Here is an 18,525-nt window from a genome sequence, read left to right on the forward strand (position 1 = left end):
ATTATGCTCAGCCTTAATTGTATATAAATTTCGATTATTATAATAAACAGCTATTTAAATTACTGAGAGCTTGTCATGAGTGCCATTAATCCACAGACCTTTGCGTCACTACCCAAGTCTAAGATAACCCAAAAACCTGTCATTCATTTTGCCCATGCCAATGGTATGCCAAGCGCCGTTTATGCGCCGTTTTTTGCCCCGCTTGCTGAATTTTTTACCATTGAATATATCCCTATGCTGGGTAATACGCCCGATTATCCAGTAGATAACCATTGGCAAAGCCTGACCCAGCAGATTATTGATAGCGTTAAACGCACGTGTGAGCAGCATGGGGTGAGTCAGTTAGTAGGCGTTGGGCATTCGCTTGGTGCCATGTGTACTATGCAGGCGTTATACCGTGCGCCGGAGATATTTGCGCAAGCGGTGCTGATGGATCCACCGTGGATTTATGGCAAAGTAAGCCTGCTGTGGCATTTGGCAAAAAACGCCGATAGATTACCGCTGATGAATAATCGCTTGATGGATAAGCTGTCGCCAGCGGGCGTGTCCAAGCATCGCCGTGATGTCTGGGATAGCCGCGAAGACGCTTATGATAAGCTGCGTCATAAAGGCTTTTTTAAAGATTTCGATGAGCGTAGTTTTCAAGGCTATATCGAGCATGGTTTACATGAGCGTGCGGACGGCAAAGTCACACTGGCAATCCCTAAAGCCAGTGAAGTTGAGGTGTTTCGTACCAATCCGTCATGGTATTGGCTGACCCCAAACCGTGCACCTAAACCGCCAGTGACGCTCATCATTGGTGAAGACAGTATCTTTCTTAAGCGCCGCTTCCCGCAGCAAATCAAATCACGCCTGAATATCGATTATGAAACCCACGCCGGTGGTCATATGTTCCCGCTTGAGCACCCAGAGTCGGTGGCGCGTCAAGTGCTTGAGCTTATCAAAAAGCAGTTGCCAAAATAAACGATGGTTGTGAATCCTCGAGGTTAGGATAAATGTAATGTGAGCAGCTAGCACACTTTTTTGAGTGACGATTTATGCTAAAAAAAGCGACCACCGTATCTATTAAGACCACATCATCTAAACCTGCGCCGCTATTTTCAAGCTTGGGTGCATTGCTGTTAGTCATAGGCATGGTAGTGACGTTCTTTATCAGTCAATTAATCGGCGTCTATATTGCAGGCAAAATGGTATTGCCCGCTACTAAGAATGCCACTATGGGCGATATTTTCTTTTTTGGTAGTAATGATGGTACGGTGGTTAGTCTTTCTATCATTATTGGCTGTATCTTACTGGTGGCAGTCAGCGTTTTATTGATTCGGGTGAGGGGCGGCAATGTAAAACAGTATCTAGCGCTCAAGCCGTTTTCATGGTCGGTTGGCATCGGTATGTTAGGGTTATTGCTGATATTTATGATTGGTAGTCAAGCGTTAACTTACCTACTCAATGAATCACCGTTGGTCTTCGTCGACCCTTTATATCAGTCTGTCAGCTCAGTCTGGTTATTGATATTTGCCATGGTGATTGTCGCGCCGATTTATGAAGAGCTTATATTTCGTGGATTGTTATGGTCGGCTATTGCTGAGCAGTTCTCAAACGTACCTAACGCAGAGCATCGCGGCGCATTAGTTGCAAGCCTAGTGACCAGCGTGATATTTGCGGTAATTCACTTGCAATATGGTATTTATGAAATCGGCACCATTGTGGTATTGGCATTGATATTTTGCTACGCGCGTATCAAATCAGGCTCGCTACTATTACCGATGCTGCTACATATTATTAATAATGGCGCCGCGATGGCGCAGTATTTAGCGGAAATTAGTTAAAGGTTTATATATAAACGTCAAATAGCTAATTGATGAATGTCTTTATCAACTAGCTATGCCCCCATTAGCTGTTATTTTATGTTTATAGTGATTGATGACTAAGCATTTGGATTTAAGGCTAAGACTTCTTCAGCGGCTCGTTTAATATCGTCTATCGTTAGCTGCGGTTTACCGCTCAATGCCTGTCGCCACTTGCGCGCACCTGTTAAGCCTTGAAATAATCCCAGATAATGCCGCGTCATCGTTGGTAGAGCTTCACCTTTAGCGCTTTGTTTTTCTAGATAAGGGTACAATTGCGCTAAAATATCCGAGCGCTTAGGAATCGGCGCGCCCCATAAACTGTTGGCTTCTGCCAGTAGGTACGGATTGTGATAAAACGCCCGTCCAATCATCACGCCGTCGATATGCTGTAAATGGGCTTTAATATCAGCAACCGTTTCGATACCGCCGTTAATTTCTATATCAAGCGTTGGAAAGTCTTGTTTGAGACGGTAAACATCCTCATAACGCAGTGGCGGTATTTCGCGATTTTGCTTCGGGCTCAAGCCCTGTAGCCACGCCGTACGGGCATGAACAATAAAGCGTGTACAACCTGCCGCTGCGACTTTTTCGACAAAATCTACCATAAACTCATAACTATCAAAATCGTCGATACCAATACGATGTTTAACGGTCACCGGAATATTGACCGCTGCCTGCATGTGCTTGACCAAATCAGCAACCGTCTGCGGCTCTGCCATGAGGCAGGCGCCAATTTTATTGTGCTGGACGCGATCAGAGGGGCAACCGACGTTGATATTGACCTCATCGTAGCCATGCTGCTGCGCAAATTGGGCACATTGGGCCATCTCGCTACTATCGGCACCGCCAAGCTGTAGCACCAGTGGATGCTCAAGCGTATCAAAGCGCAGATGCCGCGCGCGATTGCCATAGAGCAGCGCACCAGTACTAATCATCTCGGTATAAAGATAAACGTGCGGATTAAACAGCCGTGCAAAGTAGCGATAATCTGTCGTTGTCCAGTCGATCATGGGCGCAACAGAGAGTCGTTTGTTGGTCATATCAACCATTAGGGTAAAGCCTCGTTATTATGCATGCATATAGTAGGTCGTTTTAAAATCGTTATACCAGTCTCACGTCGATATTCATCAATTTGCCAATTTTATTGCGAACCGACCTTACTTTTACGTGCATTTTTAAATGTGTTTAAAAGGAGAATAGATAAAGCGCCATGAGTGTTATTTTCATGACGCCTTTTGATTATTCTATCTATATAAGTTAAATAATAGGAAAATCAATAACAAAGCAAAAATAGGGAAAAGCTCAGTAATTATTCTCTAAATCACTTCATCGATTTTTTTGAATTCAGGCAAATTATAAAAATAAATGCCCATGATAATACCGATAAAGCCTACAAAGGCAATGTATAGCGCAGGCGAAAAGCTGATATATAAAGTGGCGTAACCAAGCCCAAAAGGTACCAACACTCCAACAATCCCATAAGCGACATTATAACAAAGCGCCATGCCAGTGAGGCGCACGTTGGTGGGAAATAATTGTACCAAAATGGCCGGAACCATGCCCACAATACCCGCACAAAACCCTAACAGCGCATACATGATAAGAATGTAATCGCCACTTGCTTGTAGATGATAAAAGAATGCAAACATCTGCGCAATCAACAAGATAGAACCAATGGCCAATACTTTACCAAAGTTTTGATGGTTGGATATGATTCCGTAAAACACACAGCCGAGAATCATAAATACGATGCCTAAACTGTGTGAAAAGCCAAATAAATCATTATCCAAAGTAAAACGCAGCTCAATTAAATCGGGTAGGAGTAGAATGATAACGGTGGTGATACTGGCTATGATAAAGGTAAGTAGCAAGCCGATAAAGATAGAATGCTTACAATGCTTAAAGAGCAGGATAAAGGGTTTGGCAATATAATCACGCGGCTTTGCAGCTTTCATGGCGATAAAAAACGGCGATTCATCTATCCAGCGCCACGCCAAAAAAGGCACCACGCTTAAGATGGCCGCCATAAAAAATGGTACCCGCCAGCCATAAGCGGCCAGTTGCTCGGTGGTCATGGAGTTGGTTAGCCAAAGAAAAAAGGCGTTGGAAAATAGTACACCGACAAAAAAGCTTGCCGTTACATAACTACAGGCGACTGACAAATATTGGCGCGGCACATGCTCTGACACAAAAACCCAAGCCAGCGGTGCAAAAAGCCCAAACGCCATTCCTTGTATCAGGCGTAAAATAATGAATAAAGCAGGCGCAGCCATACCCCATTGCGCATACGTTGGCAAGCAGGCCATCGCCAGCAAGCTTGCAGCGGTCACCAAAATACTCATTAATAATATCGGTTTTCGTCCACTGATATCACCAAAGCGCCCAAAGATAACCCCGCCAAACGGACGTGCCAAATACCCAATCGCAAATAGCCCAAGCCCTTGTATTTTCGCCATCGCCGCACTGGTATTAGCAGGAAAAAAGGCGGCAGCGATGATATCAGCAAGATATAAGTAAATCAAAAAATCAAAAAACGCGACGGCGCTACTAAAGCAAATAAACAGCACGGCATTTCTATCTTTAGAAGACATCAGAGCATATTGAGAACGAGAAGGCATAATAGATCACGCATCCACATAAAGAGGGGTTTATTAAAATGGGTAAATAAAGCGTATGAAATAACAGTCGTGCGATAAAAGTATTGGCTATCTATAACAACCAATCAATCGGTAGCCATGACATGATGGCCAACCAAACATGATCACTAATATCGACGCGCGGCTCTGAATCGTAAACAACCTTTTCACCAGCTTCTACGGTATGCCATTGCAAGCTGCCATTTTCTAACAACTTAACTTCATAGGCTTGACCCAATAATTCATCGCTGAGCGCACTATGCAATTGTTTTGCCAGCTCCTCGTCATTGATAATGACGCCCATCTCAGTATTGATGTTGGCGGAGCGCGGATCGACATTATATGAGCCAATAAATACTTGGTAGTCGTCAACGGCAAAAGTCTTGGCATGCAGGCTGGTAGACGATTGACTGCGCGCTTTCCAAAGCTTGTTTTCGCGTTTTTCTTCAGAAGCGGTTGATTTTAGCTCGTAGATTTTTACCCCAGCTCGCAATAAGCTTGGGCGCCATTGACTGTAGCCAGAATGCACCGCGGTCACATCAGTGGCGTCAAAGGAATTGGTTAAGATCTTAATATCAATACCAGCTTCTGCCAGCTCGACCAGTGTATTGACCCCGTCTTTGGTGGGGACAAAATAGGATGAGATAATCGTCAGGCGTTTGGTTGGACTGCCCAATAAGGTACGCAGCTGATGCACCAGATTGGTATCGGCTGGGACAGTTTTGGTCAATTTGCCGACGTCATCGCTTAAAAACTGCATGTCAGTCCAGCGAAAGGGCACGCGCTTATTGATTAAGTCACTATCAATAGAGGAATCTTCGATAGCGGTTTTATAGACGTCTAAGCTGCTCTTACTGTTGTTTTTTTCATCAGCTCTGAGTTTGTCCAAACCTTCCAAAAAATCCGTGGTTTCACCTTTATCAAGGGTGGCAAGGGTTTGGATATCAAATGAAATTGGCGCTGACCAGTAACTGGCAAAGCTATTGTCAATGTCAGCGACTACTTTACCGATGAGCAAAACGTCTAAATCGGCAAATTGGCTGTTTTTGTCATTGCTTAGGTATTCGTCACCAATATTACGCCCACCAATAATAGTGATTTGCTTATCAAAGGTCATGCTTTTATTGTGCATGCGCCGATTAATGCGCGGTAGACCTGTCACGAAGTTTAAGGTTTGAAATTTGCGGTACATCAATGGGTTGATAATACGTACGGCGATATTTGGGTGGCTGGCAAAACGTAATAAATGCTGATCAAATTTGGCGCTATTATTAAAGTCATCCAACAACAAACGAACGATGACGCCGCGCTCGGCCGCGTCCCATAAGTCCTTTAGCATCAGCTGTCCGGCTTGGTCATCGTGCCAGATATAATATTGGGCATCGATATTACGCGTAGCCATGCTGGTCAAAATACTGCGTGAAGCAAAGGCGTTGGCACCTGTCACAATCGGATGATAGCCCGATAAATCAGGGTGAATCTCGTTTTGTTCACTGATAGCGGCGACTAAGTCAGTGCTATCCGTTTTTGCATTGGTATTTGGGCTGTTTTGTTGGCCGTCTTTTTGCTTGTTATTTTGCTCGCGACCCTCTTGTTGATATAAAGCGTCAATACGCGCGGATAAAGCTTGGCTTTCAGGCAAATGCGGCTGCTTTGGCAAACTCTGACATCCACTAAGACCTAAGGTAAGGCCGAGAGTTAAGCTCAACGATAAGTTACTTGGTTCTATACTGAACATCGACATAAATGAGTGACCTTAGTGGACCTGAATTGAATAAAGCACGAGTTAAAAATGGGCTTGATTTATGGGCTATTTTTACCGATGGTAGCACTGAGTATGGCGCGTATAATTATATTGTTCAAAAATCCTATTGCTCAAAGCAATATTCGCAGCGCCGCTAAGCTTAACAGCTGACGCCATCTATGCCTATTGTAAATACGTTATTTTTTTCGGTTGCGGCGACTTATTTGGCTGTGATGTACATATCGCACAGTCACCGTTTGCGCTTGCATTGTGTCATTAGAAATGCAGCAAGCTATTTTGGCTCAGGTGTTTGATGTAAGCAGTTTAATCACAAGGGTTTAATGGATAAATAACGACTAGCCGCTATGCAAAAATAATATTTAGCATGGCTTTGAAACCAGCTGTTTGGAATAACTTGCCATGCTATGATAACGCGAACAAATGCTGTTTATAATCAAAATAAGCCGTATGTTTAATAATAACCAGTACAATGGAAAATTTATGAGTCAGTCGCAAGCGCACGATGATAGCAATGTAAATAAATTGGATGCAAACAAATCACAAGCAGGCAAATTAGATGCAAACTGGCGCGATGACGCGCTCAATTTAGATCTTAATTATGGCATGCAAACCATCGCCGTACGAGCAGGGCAGCATCGCACTGATGAAGGCGAGCATTCAGAGGCTATTTTTACCACCAGCTCTTATGTCTATGAATCAGCGGCGGACGCTGCCGCGCATTTCAATGGTAGCAAAACGGGTAACGTTTACTCGCGCCATACCAATCCGAGCGTGCGCACCTTTGAGCGGCGTTTGGCAGCGCTCGAAAACGGCGCGCGCGCGGTGGCGACAGCCTCAGGTATGGGCGCGATTTTGACCATGTGTTTGGCGTATCTTAAAGCAGGCGATCACTTACTTGCCGCCAATCAATTATTTGGCTCATCGATTGGTTTATTTAATAATTATATGGCAAAGTTTGGCGTTGAAGTCAGCTATGTCGATTGCTTCGATAATGATGCTTGGGCGCAAGCTGTGCAGCCAAATACCAAAGTGATTTATTGTGAAAGCCCTAGTAATCCACTTGCGCAAATTTGTGATATTGGTTATTTAAGCCAGCTGTGTAAAGCCAACGATATCTTATTGGTCGTTGATAACTGCTTTGCCACACCAGCCTTGCAGCGCCCATTAGATTTGGGCGCGGATGTGGTCATTCATTCTGCAACCAAATATTTAGACGGTCAAGGTCGGGTATTAGGCGGCGCTTTAGTCGGTAGCGATAAGCTGATGCAAGAGGCGTTTACTGTGGTTCGTTCAGGTGGTATCAGTATGAGCCCATTTAACGCATGGGTCTTTACTAAAGGGCTTGAAACGCTGAAATTACGTATGCAAGCGCATTGTCGAAATGCCAATCAAATAGCAGAATTTTTGGTCAATCATCCTAACGTCAGCACCGTGCACTTTTCAGGATTAAGCGACCATCCCGCTCATGAATTGGCAACGCGTCAACATCATATGAAAGATGGTTATGGCGCTATCATGGGCTTCGAAGTTAAGTCGTCAGCTAGCTCTGATTCAAAAAGCCTTGATTCAAATATTGGGGACGCAAAAGCCGCAGCGTGGCATGTGATTGATTCAACACAAATGGTCTCTATCACCAATAATTTGGGCGATGCTAAAACCACCATTACCCATCCCGCGACCACTACCCACTTTCGCTTGACGCCTGAGGCGCGCGCAGAAGCAGGCGTTAATGATAGTCTCATCCGTCTGTCGGTAGGCTTAGAAGATGTGGAAGATATCATCAAAGATTTGGCGCGTGGTTTAGACAGTTTGTAAAGATAAAGGTATAATCGCCATTAACATCAGATTTAGTGATGAATAACGCTTTATAATTATACGCATTAAGACAAAATAAAAGAGGCAACTATGAATATTCAAGCATTGATGCAACAAGCACAAACGATGCAAAAGAAAGTCGAAGCAAACGTTGAAAACGCTAAAAAAGAATTGGCCAATAAAGAAGTTCAAGCCGAAGCGGGCAGTGGTCTGGTTAAAGTTACTATGACCGGTCGCCACGTCGTTAAGCGTTTGACCATTGATCCAAGCTTATTGGAAGATGAGCCAGATATGATTGAAGACTTAATCGCGGCTGCCATCAATGATGCGGTGCGTCAAGCGGATGAGCTCTATGAAGAAACCATGGCTGGTGCGACCTCAGGTATGGGCTTACCACCAGGTATGCAAGGTCTGTTCTAAATAGCGGACTATAAGCGCTAAAAACTGCTGATTGACCACAAAAATGGGGTTGTTATCGACATGATACGACCCCATTTTTATAGCTACGATTTATAAATTAAGCTAAATAAAGGAAGTTACTTTGCTGACAGCCAAATTTGATCAGCTGGTCAAACAGCTACGTATTTTGCCGGGTGTGGGTCAAAAAAGCGCTCAACGTATGGCATTGCATTTGCTTACCAAAAAACGCCCCCAAGGCATGGCGCTCGCGCAAGCGCTTGATGAGGCGATGCGCGATATCGTCGAATGCCAGCGCTGCCATAGTTTTAGCGACGAGGCAGTTTGTCCATTATGCCAAGATCCACGGCGTGATGATGGCTTGCTATGCGTGGTTGAAACTGCCGCCGATGTGATGGCTATCGAGCAAACCGCAGGCTATCGTGGGCGTTATTTCGTCTTAGGTGGTCACTTATCACCGATAGACGGCATTAGTGCTGACGATTTAAATATCGACCAGTTGGTCTGGCGGGTTAAGCAAGAGCCGGTTGAAGAGCTGATATTGGCGACGGGTACGACTGTTGAGGGTCAAACGACGGCACACTTTATCAGTGAGGCGGTTGGTCGTCATGTCAATAAAGTCACCCGCTTGGCGCAAGGCGTACCGATGGGCGGCGAGCTTGAGTACCTTGATAGTATGACCCTTGGGCAAGCCATGCAAAATCGCTCTTTCTTGTAGTATTCTTTATGAGTGTCTTATAAATATGGTCATTTTATAAAGTCTCTATAAAACTCAAGTCTTGTCCATTTTATTTTGTGATATTGTTATAATGGTTTTGATATTCACTTTTATTAAGGCGCGGTTTAGCGTTTTATTTTCTTCTATTTCAGCAGGTATCTGCCCGTGTCAAACCATGTTTCAACAGCTTCAACTACTTCTAACCAATCAAACCGCTTAGATAATACGGCTACTGATGATGAGTTATCAAAACCATCAGTCAATGACGAGGTAGCGCCCACAGATTTGCCACCCGAGCCTGATATCGATGCCTTGTTAGATGCTGCCGATGACGCAGCTGTTACTTGGATACGTCAGCAAGAGGATTTGGCTGAAGTTATCGATGCTTTGGCGACTTGCGGGCGGGTAGCGTTAGATACTGAATTTATTAAGCGCGATACCTATTATCCGCGCTTGGCATTGGTGCAGCTAAATACTGGCAATCATGTGTATTTAATAGATGCGCCGCAATTGCAATTGGCCGAGCTATGGCAAGCGCTGATAAAAGTGGACGTGGCGATTTGGCATGCCTGCGGTGAAGATTTGGGTATTTTTTATCTGTTGTCTGGTTGCCCGCCGTTGACCAATATTTTTGATACGCAAATTGCGCTGTCGTATTTGACCGGTCAGTTGCAAATGGGCTATCAGCAAGCGCTTGATGAGCAGTTAGATATGCATATCGATAAAGAACAAAGTCAGTCGGACTGGCTACAGCGTCCGCTATCAGATGAGCAAGAGCAATACGCGATAGATGACGTGCGTTTTTTGCCAGCGCTTTATCTAAGCCTTGAATATGAGCTGAAAAAGCAAGGGCTGTTTGAATATGTATGGGCAGATTGTCAGCTTTATGCCAGTGATTTATATGACGCGCAGCATGTAGCCGATGATGAGATGTATCTAACGATGGCAGATTATCGTTATACCTCTGAGCAGATGGCGATATTGCAAGCAGTGGCAACATGGCGCGAGGAGCTAGCACGCGCGACCAATCAGCCGCGTACCTTTGTGATAAAAAAACAAGCAGTACGCGAGATTATTACAGAAAAACCAAGCAGTATGCGAGAGCTTGCGCACAAAACAACCATGCACCGTAGTATGCTGCGTCTCTATGGTGAAGAGCTGCTCAAGGTGATTAAAGAAGCCAAAAACCTGCATCCTGCTGAGCATCCGGACTGTCTATTACCACCGTATCGCTCAAAAAACAAAGTCTTATCAAAAGCTGTGCAACAAGCAATCGATGCGCAAGCAGAAAAAATCGGCGTACCTGCTAATGTATTGATGCGTAAAAAATGGCTCGCGCAGCTCTATGAAGTGATTGCTTTTGATAAAGATTTAAGCGAACTACCAGAAGGTTTACAAGGCTGGCGCAATGAGTGGGTGATGCAAACCTTGTTTCCGGTGATTGAAGAGCATAAAACCGAATTGCAACAGGGTATGGGTGTCAATGTTCGCTAAGTGATAAAAATTAGCTTTTATAAGTACTTAGCATTTATAAGTACTTAGCATTCATAAATGCTTAAGTTCGCTATGGTCAAACTGTCCATGTTGTAAAAAATATTTGGTTTGTGCGGCCACTGTTTTATCGACCAGCATGCCAGTATGCGAGACGGGCAAGACAATATGATCAGTGGCTGCCTCTATTTTAGTTTCTTCTATATATACTGTGCCATCGTGTAGTAGATGTTCTGCTGATGGCATATTATTTGTCTTACAAAGTTTGCGATTATGATACTGCAAAAATAACTGCCCTAAGCCATAAGGACGATTACCGGCAATCACGCCTAAGGTAATATGCTCCAGTAAGGGCGCGACCGTGCCATCTAGCGCATCGACGTACGAGCGCCCCACTACAGCTGGGGTCAAGCGCCAAATATAATCTGCACAAACACTACCTAAATGCGGTGTCCCAAGCGTTACGCAGCGTCCAATTTGCCATTGCGGATATGCAGTGACAAAATCACGAATAATCAAACCGCCCAAACTATGACCGACCAAATCTATCGGTTGGTCTGGATGATGATGGTTTTCTAGCCAGTCATTTAGGCGGGCGCTATTGGTTTTGATGCCATCACGCATACTGCGATAGCCAAATTGATAAGTATCAAATCCTGCGGCTTGCAAGCGTTTGGCTAATGGCCGCATAATCCAAGCGGTTTGATGCAGACCATGAATCAGAATAACGCGGTTTTTTTGTTGCATGTTATTGTCCAAAAGTTATTTTACTGATATTTTATTATATTAGGCTCTAGCCCCTAATTTAAACGTTAATCTCATGATCTTTTAAATTATTAGCCCAGAATAGACAAAATAAAAACCTCCAAATCAGCTACTGACTTGGAGGTTTGTTTTTATATCAACTATTTATCTTTGTTTGAAAACTACATATAGTTTTCGATACTTGGGCAAGAACACATGAGGTTCTTGTCGCCGTAAGCATCATCAACACGTGCCACACTCGGCCAGAACTTATGGGTGCGGATGTAAGGCAGTGGGAATGCAGCGGTATCACGGCTGTACGGATGTGACCATTGGCTGCTAGTAATCATCGCCGCGGTATGCGGTGCATTGACCAGTGGATTGTCTTCTAATGTCCAACCATCTTCGCCAGCTTTGGCTTTCATTGCCTCATTTTTGATAGATTGTAGCGCACTGATAAAACGATCTAACTCTTCTTTAGACTCAGACTCAGTTGGCTCAATCATCAAAGTACCCGCTACTGGGAAACTCATGGTTGGTGAGTGGAAACCATAATCCATCAAGCGCTTAGCAATATCGCTTTCAGTGATGCCAGTTTCTTCCTTCAATGGACGAATATCGATGATACATTCGTGAGCGACGCGGCCATTTTTACCCGTATAAAGAACAGGGTAGTGGTCTTTCAGCTGGCTGGCAACATAGTTGGCATTTAATAATGCAAGCTCAGTAGCTTTTAGCAGACCATCGCGTCCCATCATAGCGATGTACATCCATGAGATAGGTAAGATACTCGCTGAACCATAAGGTGCTGCTGATACAGCTGAGCAATCATTTTGCGCATTATGTACAGGGCTCAACGTATGGTTGGCCATGTATGGTGCTAAGTGTGCTTTCATGCCAATAGGGCCCATGCCAGGACCGCCGCCGCCATGTGGAATGCAGAAAGTTTTGTGCAAGTTCATATGTAGTACGTCTGCACCGACATCAGCAGGCTGCATCATGCCGACCTGCGCATTCATATTGGCGCCGTCCATGTATACTTGACCGCCATGCTTATGAATCAAATCACAAATATGACGAATGCCTTCTTCAAATACGCCATGTGTCGATGGATAAGTAATCATCAAGGCACCTAAACGCGCGCTGTGCTCTTCACATTTGGCGGTCAAGTCATCGATGTCTACGTTACCGTTTTCATCGGTTTTCACCACGACGACTTGCATGCCCATCATCATGGCGGTAGCAGGGTTGGTACCGTGCGCTGACATTGGAATTAGGCAAACATCACGGTCCGTTTCGCCCAATGACTCATGGTAACGACGGATTGCTAAGAGACCAGCGTATTCGCCTGAAGCGCCAGAGTTAGGCTGCATAGACACTTCATCAAAACCTGTGATGGCTTTGAGTTGCTCTTGCAAGCTATCAATCATTGCAATGTAGCCAGTCACTTGACCGCGTGGCGCAAATGGATGCACATTGGCAAATTCAGGCCACGTAATCGGTAGCATCTCACTGGTCGCATTCAATTTCATGGTACAGCTACCGAGTGAAATCATGCTACGGTTCATCGCCAAATCTTTGTCTTCAAGCGATTTTAAGTAGCGCAGCATTTCATGTTCGGTATGATGCGAGTTAAAGACTGGATGGGTCAAGATGTCATCGCTACGCAAGTGAGCGCCATCGAGTGACACGCGAGCTTCTGTTGGCAAGTCATGAGCTTTACTGACAAATAGTTGCGTTAAGACATTAAAATCTTGCGCATCGCTAGTCTCACTAAAGGCAACACTTAATTTGGTGTCGCCAAGACGCCATAAGTTGTAGCCAATATTGTCGGCGTTTTCAAAAATCTGCGTTGCCATTTTTTCTGAACCACAATCAACGACGACACTGTCAAAGAATTGATCATGTACCACATTTAAATTGCTATCGTTAGCGCCTTTAATAACATCAGCAAAGGCAGTCGCAAACGCATGGATACGAGTGGCGATACGCTTAACGCCATTTGGACCATGATAAACGGCATACATACCAGCTAGATTGGCAAGTAATACTTGTGAGGTACAGATGTTTGAGTTGGCTTTTTCGCGGCGGATATGCTGCTCGCGAGTTTGCAGTGCCATACGTAGCGCGGTATTGCCTTGCGAGTCTTTAGAGACACCAATGATACGACCAGGTGCTGAACGCTTGGCTTTATCCGAGAAGGCAAAGTAGGCGGCGTGTGGACCACCAAAACCCATCGGAATACCAAAACGCTGAGTGCTACCGAGTGCTACGTCTGCGCCCATATCGGCTGGTGACTTTAATAGCACCAAGCTCATGATGTCACTGACAACGCTCACATAAGTTTTGTTTTTCTTTACCGCCGCAATAACATCGGTTAAGTCTTTTACATCGCCTTCAACACCGACGTATTGGAAGATAGCACCGAAATAATCACCTGATTTAGCCAGTTCGAAATCACCAACCACCACTTCCCAACCAAAATATTTGGCACGAGTATTGATGACATCTAAGGTTTGCGGATAGATACGCTCATCCACAAAAAACTGGTTTGATTTGCTTTTGCTCACACGCTTCGACATGGCCATCGCTTCTGCCGCAGCCGTTGCTTCGTCAAGTAATGACGCGCCAGCCATCTCCAAACCTGTTAAATCAATACAAACTTGCTGGAAGTTAAGCAGTGCTTCTAGGCGACCTTGGGCGATTTCTGCTTGATAAGGCGTGTAAGCAGTGTACCAACCTGGATTTTCAAGGACGTTGCGCTGAATCACTGCTGGCATACGCACAGGCGAGTAACCTTGACCAATATAGCTCTTATTAACCGTGATATCGTCTGCCATGGTACGTAGTTTAGCAAGCGCGGCGTGTTCACTCATGGCCACAGGTAAATCTAGCTCTTTATGCAAGCGCACAGGTTCAGGCACGGTATCATTGATAAAGCTTGCCATATCTTGATAACCAACGGCATTTAATAGGTCGGCTTGTTTGGCATCATTTGAGCCTAAATGACGATAGACAAATTCAGCTTCGTTGAATAAACCTTGAAAGGTATCAAACGTTGGGTTTTGCGAGATAGTCATAACAGTCCTTGATAAAAGGGATGATAAAGGAGATGGCTAAAATAACGAATAAAGAATAATGAATAAATAATAACGACTTACAGTTTTAGACGTAATGGACAAACTGCTCTTGGTTAAAGCGGAACTGTGTGTTGTAGACGCCATTATCAGCGCGCTCGCCAGCACCGATCATCATAATGATATGGTGATCGTCGCTTAAATTTAATAAGTGTTTCATCGCAGGCTCATCAAAGCCGCCCATCGGACAGCTATCAAAACCGTGCGCGCGTAAAGCAAGCATGAGGTTTTCGGCTGCAAGAGCAGTATTGTTTGTGGCCCAGTTTTTGGTGTCTTCAAAGGTATAATAAGGCGATTTAATCGGACCTTTTACCCGTCTGACCACTTGCGTTGCACCCCATTTGGCCGCTGATATAACGTTGACTGGTCCGCGTAAGAAATCCATGGTCACAACTTTGTTGTAGTAATCTTTGACCTTTTTGGGCACGGGCGTGTCCGGATATTCACGCAATATTTGCTTAGCATGTTCGTGCCAAACATCGGTACGCGCAACGACGGCAATGAGGCGCACTGAGGTTTTCGCCGCATTTTGATTCATGCAGTTTTTTATCGCGCGTTTGCGTTTATCCGCATCATCAATCACATAAAATTCCCACGGCTGTAGATTGCTCGAGTTCGGCGCGAGCATGGCCAAACGCAGACAGTCAGCCAACACGTCATCAGGTATCTTGGTGTCGGTAAAGCGACGCACAGATCGGCGTGATTCAACCACATCGCGAAAGGCTTGTAGCTGCGGAGTATGATCAGGCGTCGCAATAATGGTTTGCTTATCGGTATCTGGGGTCATATGAAAATCCATGCTGGGATTGAGTGCGTGGTCAGGTTTGTGTGTCGAGATACTTGAGGTGCGTGGTTAATATTCTTTGCTCAATGAGTACGGCCCAAAAATGAGCGGGCGATTGCAAATGCTAAATTAAGCACTAAGGCTAAGTATGTTAAGAAAAAGCGCACAGATACCAGCTGACGCCAATATCTGTCATAACAAGTCATTTTTTTAATATTAAAAATAGCGATAGCTTAATTAATTAGCGCTAATTAGCTTACTATTACAGCTCGTTTTCGTACTCATCAGCACTTAGCAAAGCTTCGTAGTCAGCGATATTGTCAGGCTTTATTCTAAAGAACCAACCTTCGCCGTATGGGTCAGAGTTGATGATTTCTGGATCATCTTCTAATGCTTCATTGATGGCAACCACTTCGCCTGAGAGAGGCGCGTAAACGTCAGAGGCCGCCTTTACAGACTCAACCACAGAGATTTCGTCGTCAACCGCGATAATGTCACCCACGTCTGGCAATTCAACAAACACCACGTCACCGAGTAAGTCTTGAGCATGGTCAGTGATACCAACCGTAATCGTACCGTCGTCTTCTAGGCGCAGCCACTCGTGGCTAGCGATGTATTTTAGTTCTGCTGGGATGTTACTCATGGTCTCTCTCCTAAATGATAGAGAATGGTTAATAAAAAAGGGACGTTCATAATAAAAGGTATCAGGGATATCAGTCAAATTGCTGCTTGCCATTACGCACAAAGGGTAGCTTAAGGACGCGGACGTCGACGAATTTACCCTTGCCGCGCAAATCGACCTGCACGCTATCGTCATCTGATAAGCTGGCAGGCACACGGGCAATAGCAATCGAATTTTTTAGGCTAGGGGAGAAAGTGCCACTGGTAATCAGGCCAGTCTGTTCATTATCCGTGCCTTGATTGATGGTCACGGTCATGCCTTCACGTAAGACGCCGCGTGTCGTCAATAATAAACCGACTTGCTTCATGGCACTGTTGTCATCTTTTGCTTGTTGACGCTTATTAACTAAGGCTTCACGGCCGATAAAGTCGCGCTCGTCTTTTAGCGCCAGTGTCCAGCCCATGTTGCACTCGTAAGGGCTGGTTTCTTCATTCATATCATGACCATACAAGTTCATGCCCGCTTCCATACGCAAGGTATCACGCGCGCCAAGACCAGCAGGTTTGACGCCATTGGCTTTTAATTGCTCAAAAAACGCTGGGGCCTCATCGCCATGCATGATCACTTCAACGCCGTCTTCGCCTGTATAGCCAGTACGCGCCACAAACCAATCTTTGCCTTCGATATCGGTTAAATCAGCACCAACGAAAGGCTTAAGGGCAGCCAATGTATCTGCCCAACTTGGTTTGACTTGTGCCAGCTTTGCAACGGCATTCGGTCCTTGGATAGCGAGCATAGCCAAGTCATCACGTTCCGTTAAAGCAACCTCAAAACCTTCGGCAACTTTTTCAAATTGTGCCATGTCTTTATCACGGGTAGCCGCATTTGACACGATACGATATTCGCTCGCGTCTTCATTCATCAGATAAACGATTAAATCGTCAATGATACCGCCTTGCTCATTGAGCATCGGAGAGTAAAGTGCTTTACCAACGGTTTTTAATTTATTGACATCATTGGCAAGGAGCTTTTGCAACCATGCTTTGGCATCCGAGCCTTTAATATCAACAACGACCATGTGCGAGACATCAAACATCCCGGCGTCGGTACGCACGGCTTCGTGTTCTTCGATTTGTGAACCATAATGGATTGGCAATTCCCAACCAGAGAAATCCACCAGTTTGCCGTCACTATCAAGGTGCGACTGGTAAAGGGGCGTGCATTTAGGGGCGGAAGCGCTGGTATTTTGAGAATTGGTATTGTGAGCGTCGGTCATAACAAATCCTTATGGAACATCAGCAGCACTTGATAATCAGGTATAAAATATCAAAGTAGCAGGGCAGATGTGCATTATCATAGTAGTGAGTAGCAATCTTGCAGGGCGCAAGCAATGCAACCAAGGGTCGTACAAAAAAAATAGAACAATTAGCCAAACAGACGCCAAACGTCGGTTTAAGCAAAAGCCCTATCTGTCCTGTAACCTGAGATTTTCAACACGAACCATCATTGTGATTTTTTAAAGCAAAAGCCTTAAAAAGTCCAAGCAAATAATGTCGCATTTTCTCCCCTTCGGTGGGTAAGGCGTCGTCCGTCCTTACCGCTCTCCAGATTTGTTATGCCTTGTGTTTGGGTGTGCTACGCGATTGATGGTAGACAGCGAAACAGTCGTGGCATGTGTTTTTCAGTCCTTTTACCTGAGCGATTGGCAGGGTGTATGCGCCTTCGGTGGTCATCAAGCAGTGATTAGCGCAGCTCGTAAATATAAGCGCACTTAATATCATGCCCAAGACTCTCTCCTGAAAAACGCTTTTATTATGAAAGGTTCAGGCTGTTTTTACAAGCCATCTGCCGCATTAAAGTCGATAATGTTGTTAAAAACAACTTTTTAGCAGCAGAGCTGATAAGTTTATGAATAAATAGCATGTGTAAAAAGTCATTAAATTAGCGGACTTTACAGTGATTTCCATAGCAAAACGTAAAGCGACTACTGATTGCAGCCGCAAATATGCTAATCTATGGCGATAGTTTCTGATAGGTTGTTTTTATGCATTGCGATATTTATAAATTTCCCAAACACGACGATATGTATGTTTACATTGCTCGCCCTGATTATCCTGATGATACCGATGAGATTAAAGACTGGCTTGGTGTACTGCCAAAAGAGTTTCGGGCAAGCTTAGGGCGTAGTCAGTTTGTCATGCATTTAGACTTGGCGAGCACGCCAAAATTGGCGCGCGTTGACAAAGAAGAAGTGCTGACAAAACTAAAGTCGCAAGGGTATTTCGTGCAGTTGCCGCCGCAAGATGTCATGCGCCGTCAAGCGGAGCTACGCGCCCGTGAAGCTCAGGATAATATCTACGATTGATAGAGGTTCTGAAATTAAGAGACTTGGCCTAAATGCACTAAAAAAGCGACGAAACATTTGCTCTCATGCATTTTGGTAGCAAGTCGTGATAAACTAATCGCTATCAAATACGCATCATTAAGTGCAGTTGATGATTATGTATTTTGTCGAATTTTTAGTCTGACAAAACTTACCCTATACCGCT

Annotated in this window: 15 protein-coding genes and 2 riboswitches; of the genes, 7 read left to right on the forward strand and 8 right to left on the reverse strand. The window is 44.7% G+C overall.

The features are described from left to right. Positions 1-75: 75 nt before the first annotated feature. Positions 76-963, forward strand: coding sequence for an alpha/beta fold hydrolase (locus AB8P72_RS04280; RefSeq protein ID WP_286796996.1), 888 nt, complete (start codon positions 76-78; stop codon positions 961-963). Between the two features lie 74 nt (positions 964-1,037). Then, positions 1,038-1,826, forward strand: coding sequence for a CPBP family intramembrane glutamic endopeptidase (locus AB8P72_RS04285; RefSeq protein WP_225211762.1), 789 nt, complete (start codon positions 1,038-1,040; stop codon positions 1,824-1,826). 98 nt (positions 1,827-1,924) lie between these two features. Here the strand turns inward: AB8P72_RS04285 and dusA are convergent, their stop codons facing one another. From dusA to AB8P72_RS04300, 3 genes are all read right to left on the reverse strand, one after another. After that, positions 1,925-2,896 (reverse strand): tRNA dihydrouridine(20/20a) synthase DusA, encoded by a 972-nt coding sequence (gene dusA / locus AB8P72_RS04290; RefSeq protein ID WP_369958078.1) that lies wholly within the window; start codon positions 2,894-2,896, stop codon positions 1,925-1,927. A gap of 267 nt (positions 2,897-3,163) precedes the next feature. Next, complete coding sequence (locus AB8P72_RS04295; protein ID WP_198327927.1) at positions 3,164-4,465, reverse strand: MFS transporter; 1,302 nt, start codon at positions 4,463-4,465, stop codon at positions 3,164-3,166. A gap of 91 nt (positions 4,466-4,556) precedes the next feature. Continuing rightward, positions 4,557-6,227 (reverse strand): phospholipase D family protein, encoded by a 1,671-nt coding sequence (locus AB8P72_RS04300; RefSeq protein WP_369958079.1) that lies wholly within the window; start codon positions 6,225-6,227, stop codon positions 4,557-4,559. Positions 6,228-6,851: 624 nt separating this feature from the next. On the opposite strand from AB8P72_RS04300, the gene AB8P72_RS04305 reads away from it, so the two are divergent. From AB8P72_RS04305 to AB8P72_RS04320, 4 genes are all read left to right on the forward strand, one after another. Further along, a complete protein-coding gene (locus AB8P72_RS04305; protein ID WP_369958269.1) occupies positions 6,852-8,063 on the forward strand; it encodes an O-succinylhomoserine sulfhydrylase in 1,212 nt (403 codons plus the stop codon). Positions 8,064-8,153: 90 nt separating this feature from the next. Further along, positions 8,154-8,483 carry a YbaB/EbfC family nucleoid-associated protein gene (locus tag AB8P72_RS04310; RefSeq protein WP_068404078.1) on the forward strand — a complete coding sequence of 110 codons (330 nt, stop codon included), beginning with the start codon at positions 8,154-8,156 and terminating at the stop codon, positions 8,481-8,483. A gap of 121 nt (positions 8,484-8,604) precedes the next feature. Then, the gene (gene recR / locus AB8P72_RS04315; RefSeq protein ID WP_144297116.1) at positions 8,605-9,198 is read left to right on the forward strand and encodes a recombination mediator RecR; all 594 of its coding nucleotides are present in this window, start codon (positions 8,605-8,607) and stop codon (positions 9,196-9,198) included. 165 nt (positions 9,199-9,363) lie between these two features. Beyond that, positions 9,364-10,692, forward strand: coding sequence for a ribonuclease D (locus AB8P72_RS04320; RefSeq protein ID WP_369958080.1), 1,329 nt, complete (start codon positions 9,364-9,366; stop codon positions 10,690-10,692). 51 nt (positions 10,693-10,743) lie between these two features. Here the strand turns inward: AB8P72_RS04320 and AB8P72_RS04325 are convergent, their stop codons facing one another. From AB8P72_RS04325 to gcvT, 5 genes are all read right to left on the reverse strand, one after another. Then, positions 10,744-11,436 (reverse strand): lipase family alpha/beta hydrolase, encoded by a 693-nt coding sequence (locus tag AB8P72_RS04325; protein WP_369958081.1) that lies wholly within the window; start codon positions 11,434-11,436, stop codon positions 10,744-10,746. A gap of 179 nt (positions 11,437-11,615) precedes the next feature. After that, a complete protein-coding gene (gene gcvP, locus AB8P72_RS04330) occupies positions 11,616-14,513 on the reverse strand; it encodes an aminomethyl-transferring glycine dehydrogenase (RefSeq protein WP_369958082.1) in 2,898 nt (965 codons plus the stop codon). A gap of 85 nt (positions 14,514-14,598) precedes the next feature. Then, positions 14,599-15,357: a nitroreductase family protein gene (locus AB8P72_RS04335; RefSeq protein ID WP_369958083.1), complete on the reverse strand. Its 759-nt coding sequence runs from the start codon at positions 15,355-15,357 to the stop codon at positions 14,599-14,601. Positions 15,358-15,616: 259 nt separating this feature from the next. Continuing rightward, positions 15,617-15,997 (reverse strand): glycine cleavage system protein GcvH, encoded by a 381-nt coding sequence (gene gcvH / locus AB8P72_RS04340; protein ID WP_369958084.1) that lies wholly within the window; start codon positions 15,995-15,997, stop codon positions 15,617-15,619. A gap of 70 nt (positions 15,998-16,067) precedes the next feature. Beyond that, on the reverse strand, positions 16,068-17,252 hold the full coding sequence (gene gcvT / locus AB8P72_RS04345) for a glycine cleavage system aminomethyltransferase GcvT (RefSeq protein ID WP_369958085.1): 1,185 nt from the start codon (positions 17,250-17,252) through the stop codon (positions 16,068-16,070). Positions 17,253-17,435: 183 nt separating this feature from the next. After that, positions 17,436-17,594, reverse strand: a riboswitch (glycine riboswitch). Between the two features lie 54 nt (positions 17,595-17,648). Next, positions 17,649-17,785, reverse strand: a riboswitch (glycine riboswitch). 235 nt (positions 17,786-18,020) lie between these two features. Here gcvT and AB8P72_RS04350 point away from each other — a divergent pair. Further along, the gene (locus AB8P72_RS04350; protein ID WP_102076631.1) at positions 18,021-18,341 is read left to right on the forward strand and encodes a YcgL domain-containing protein; all 321 of its coding nucleotides are present in this window, start codon (positions 18,021-18,023) and stop codon (positions 18,339-18,341) included. Positions 18,342-18,525: the final 184 nt, after the last annotated feature.

This window comes from Psychrobacter sp. CLB018 (genome assembly GCF_041222815.1).
GTDB lineage: Bacteria > Pseudomonadota > Gammaproteobacteria > Pseudomonadales > Moraxellaceae > Psychrobacter > Psychrobacter faecalis.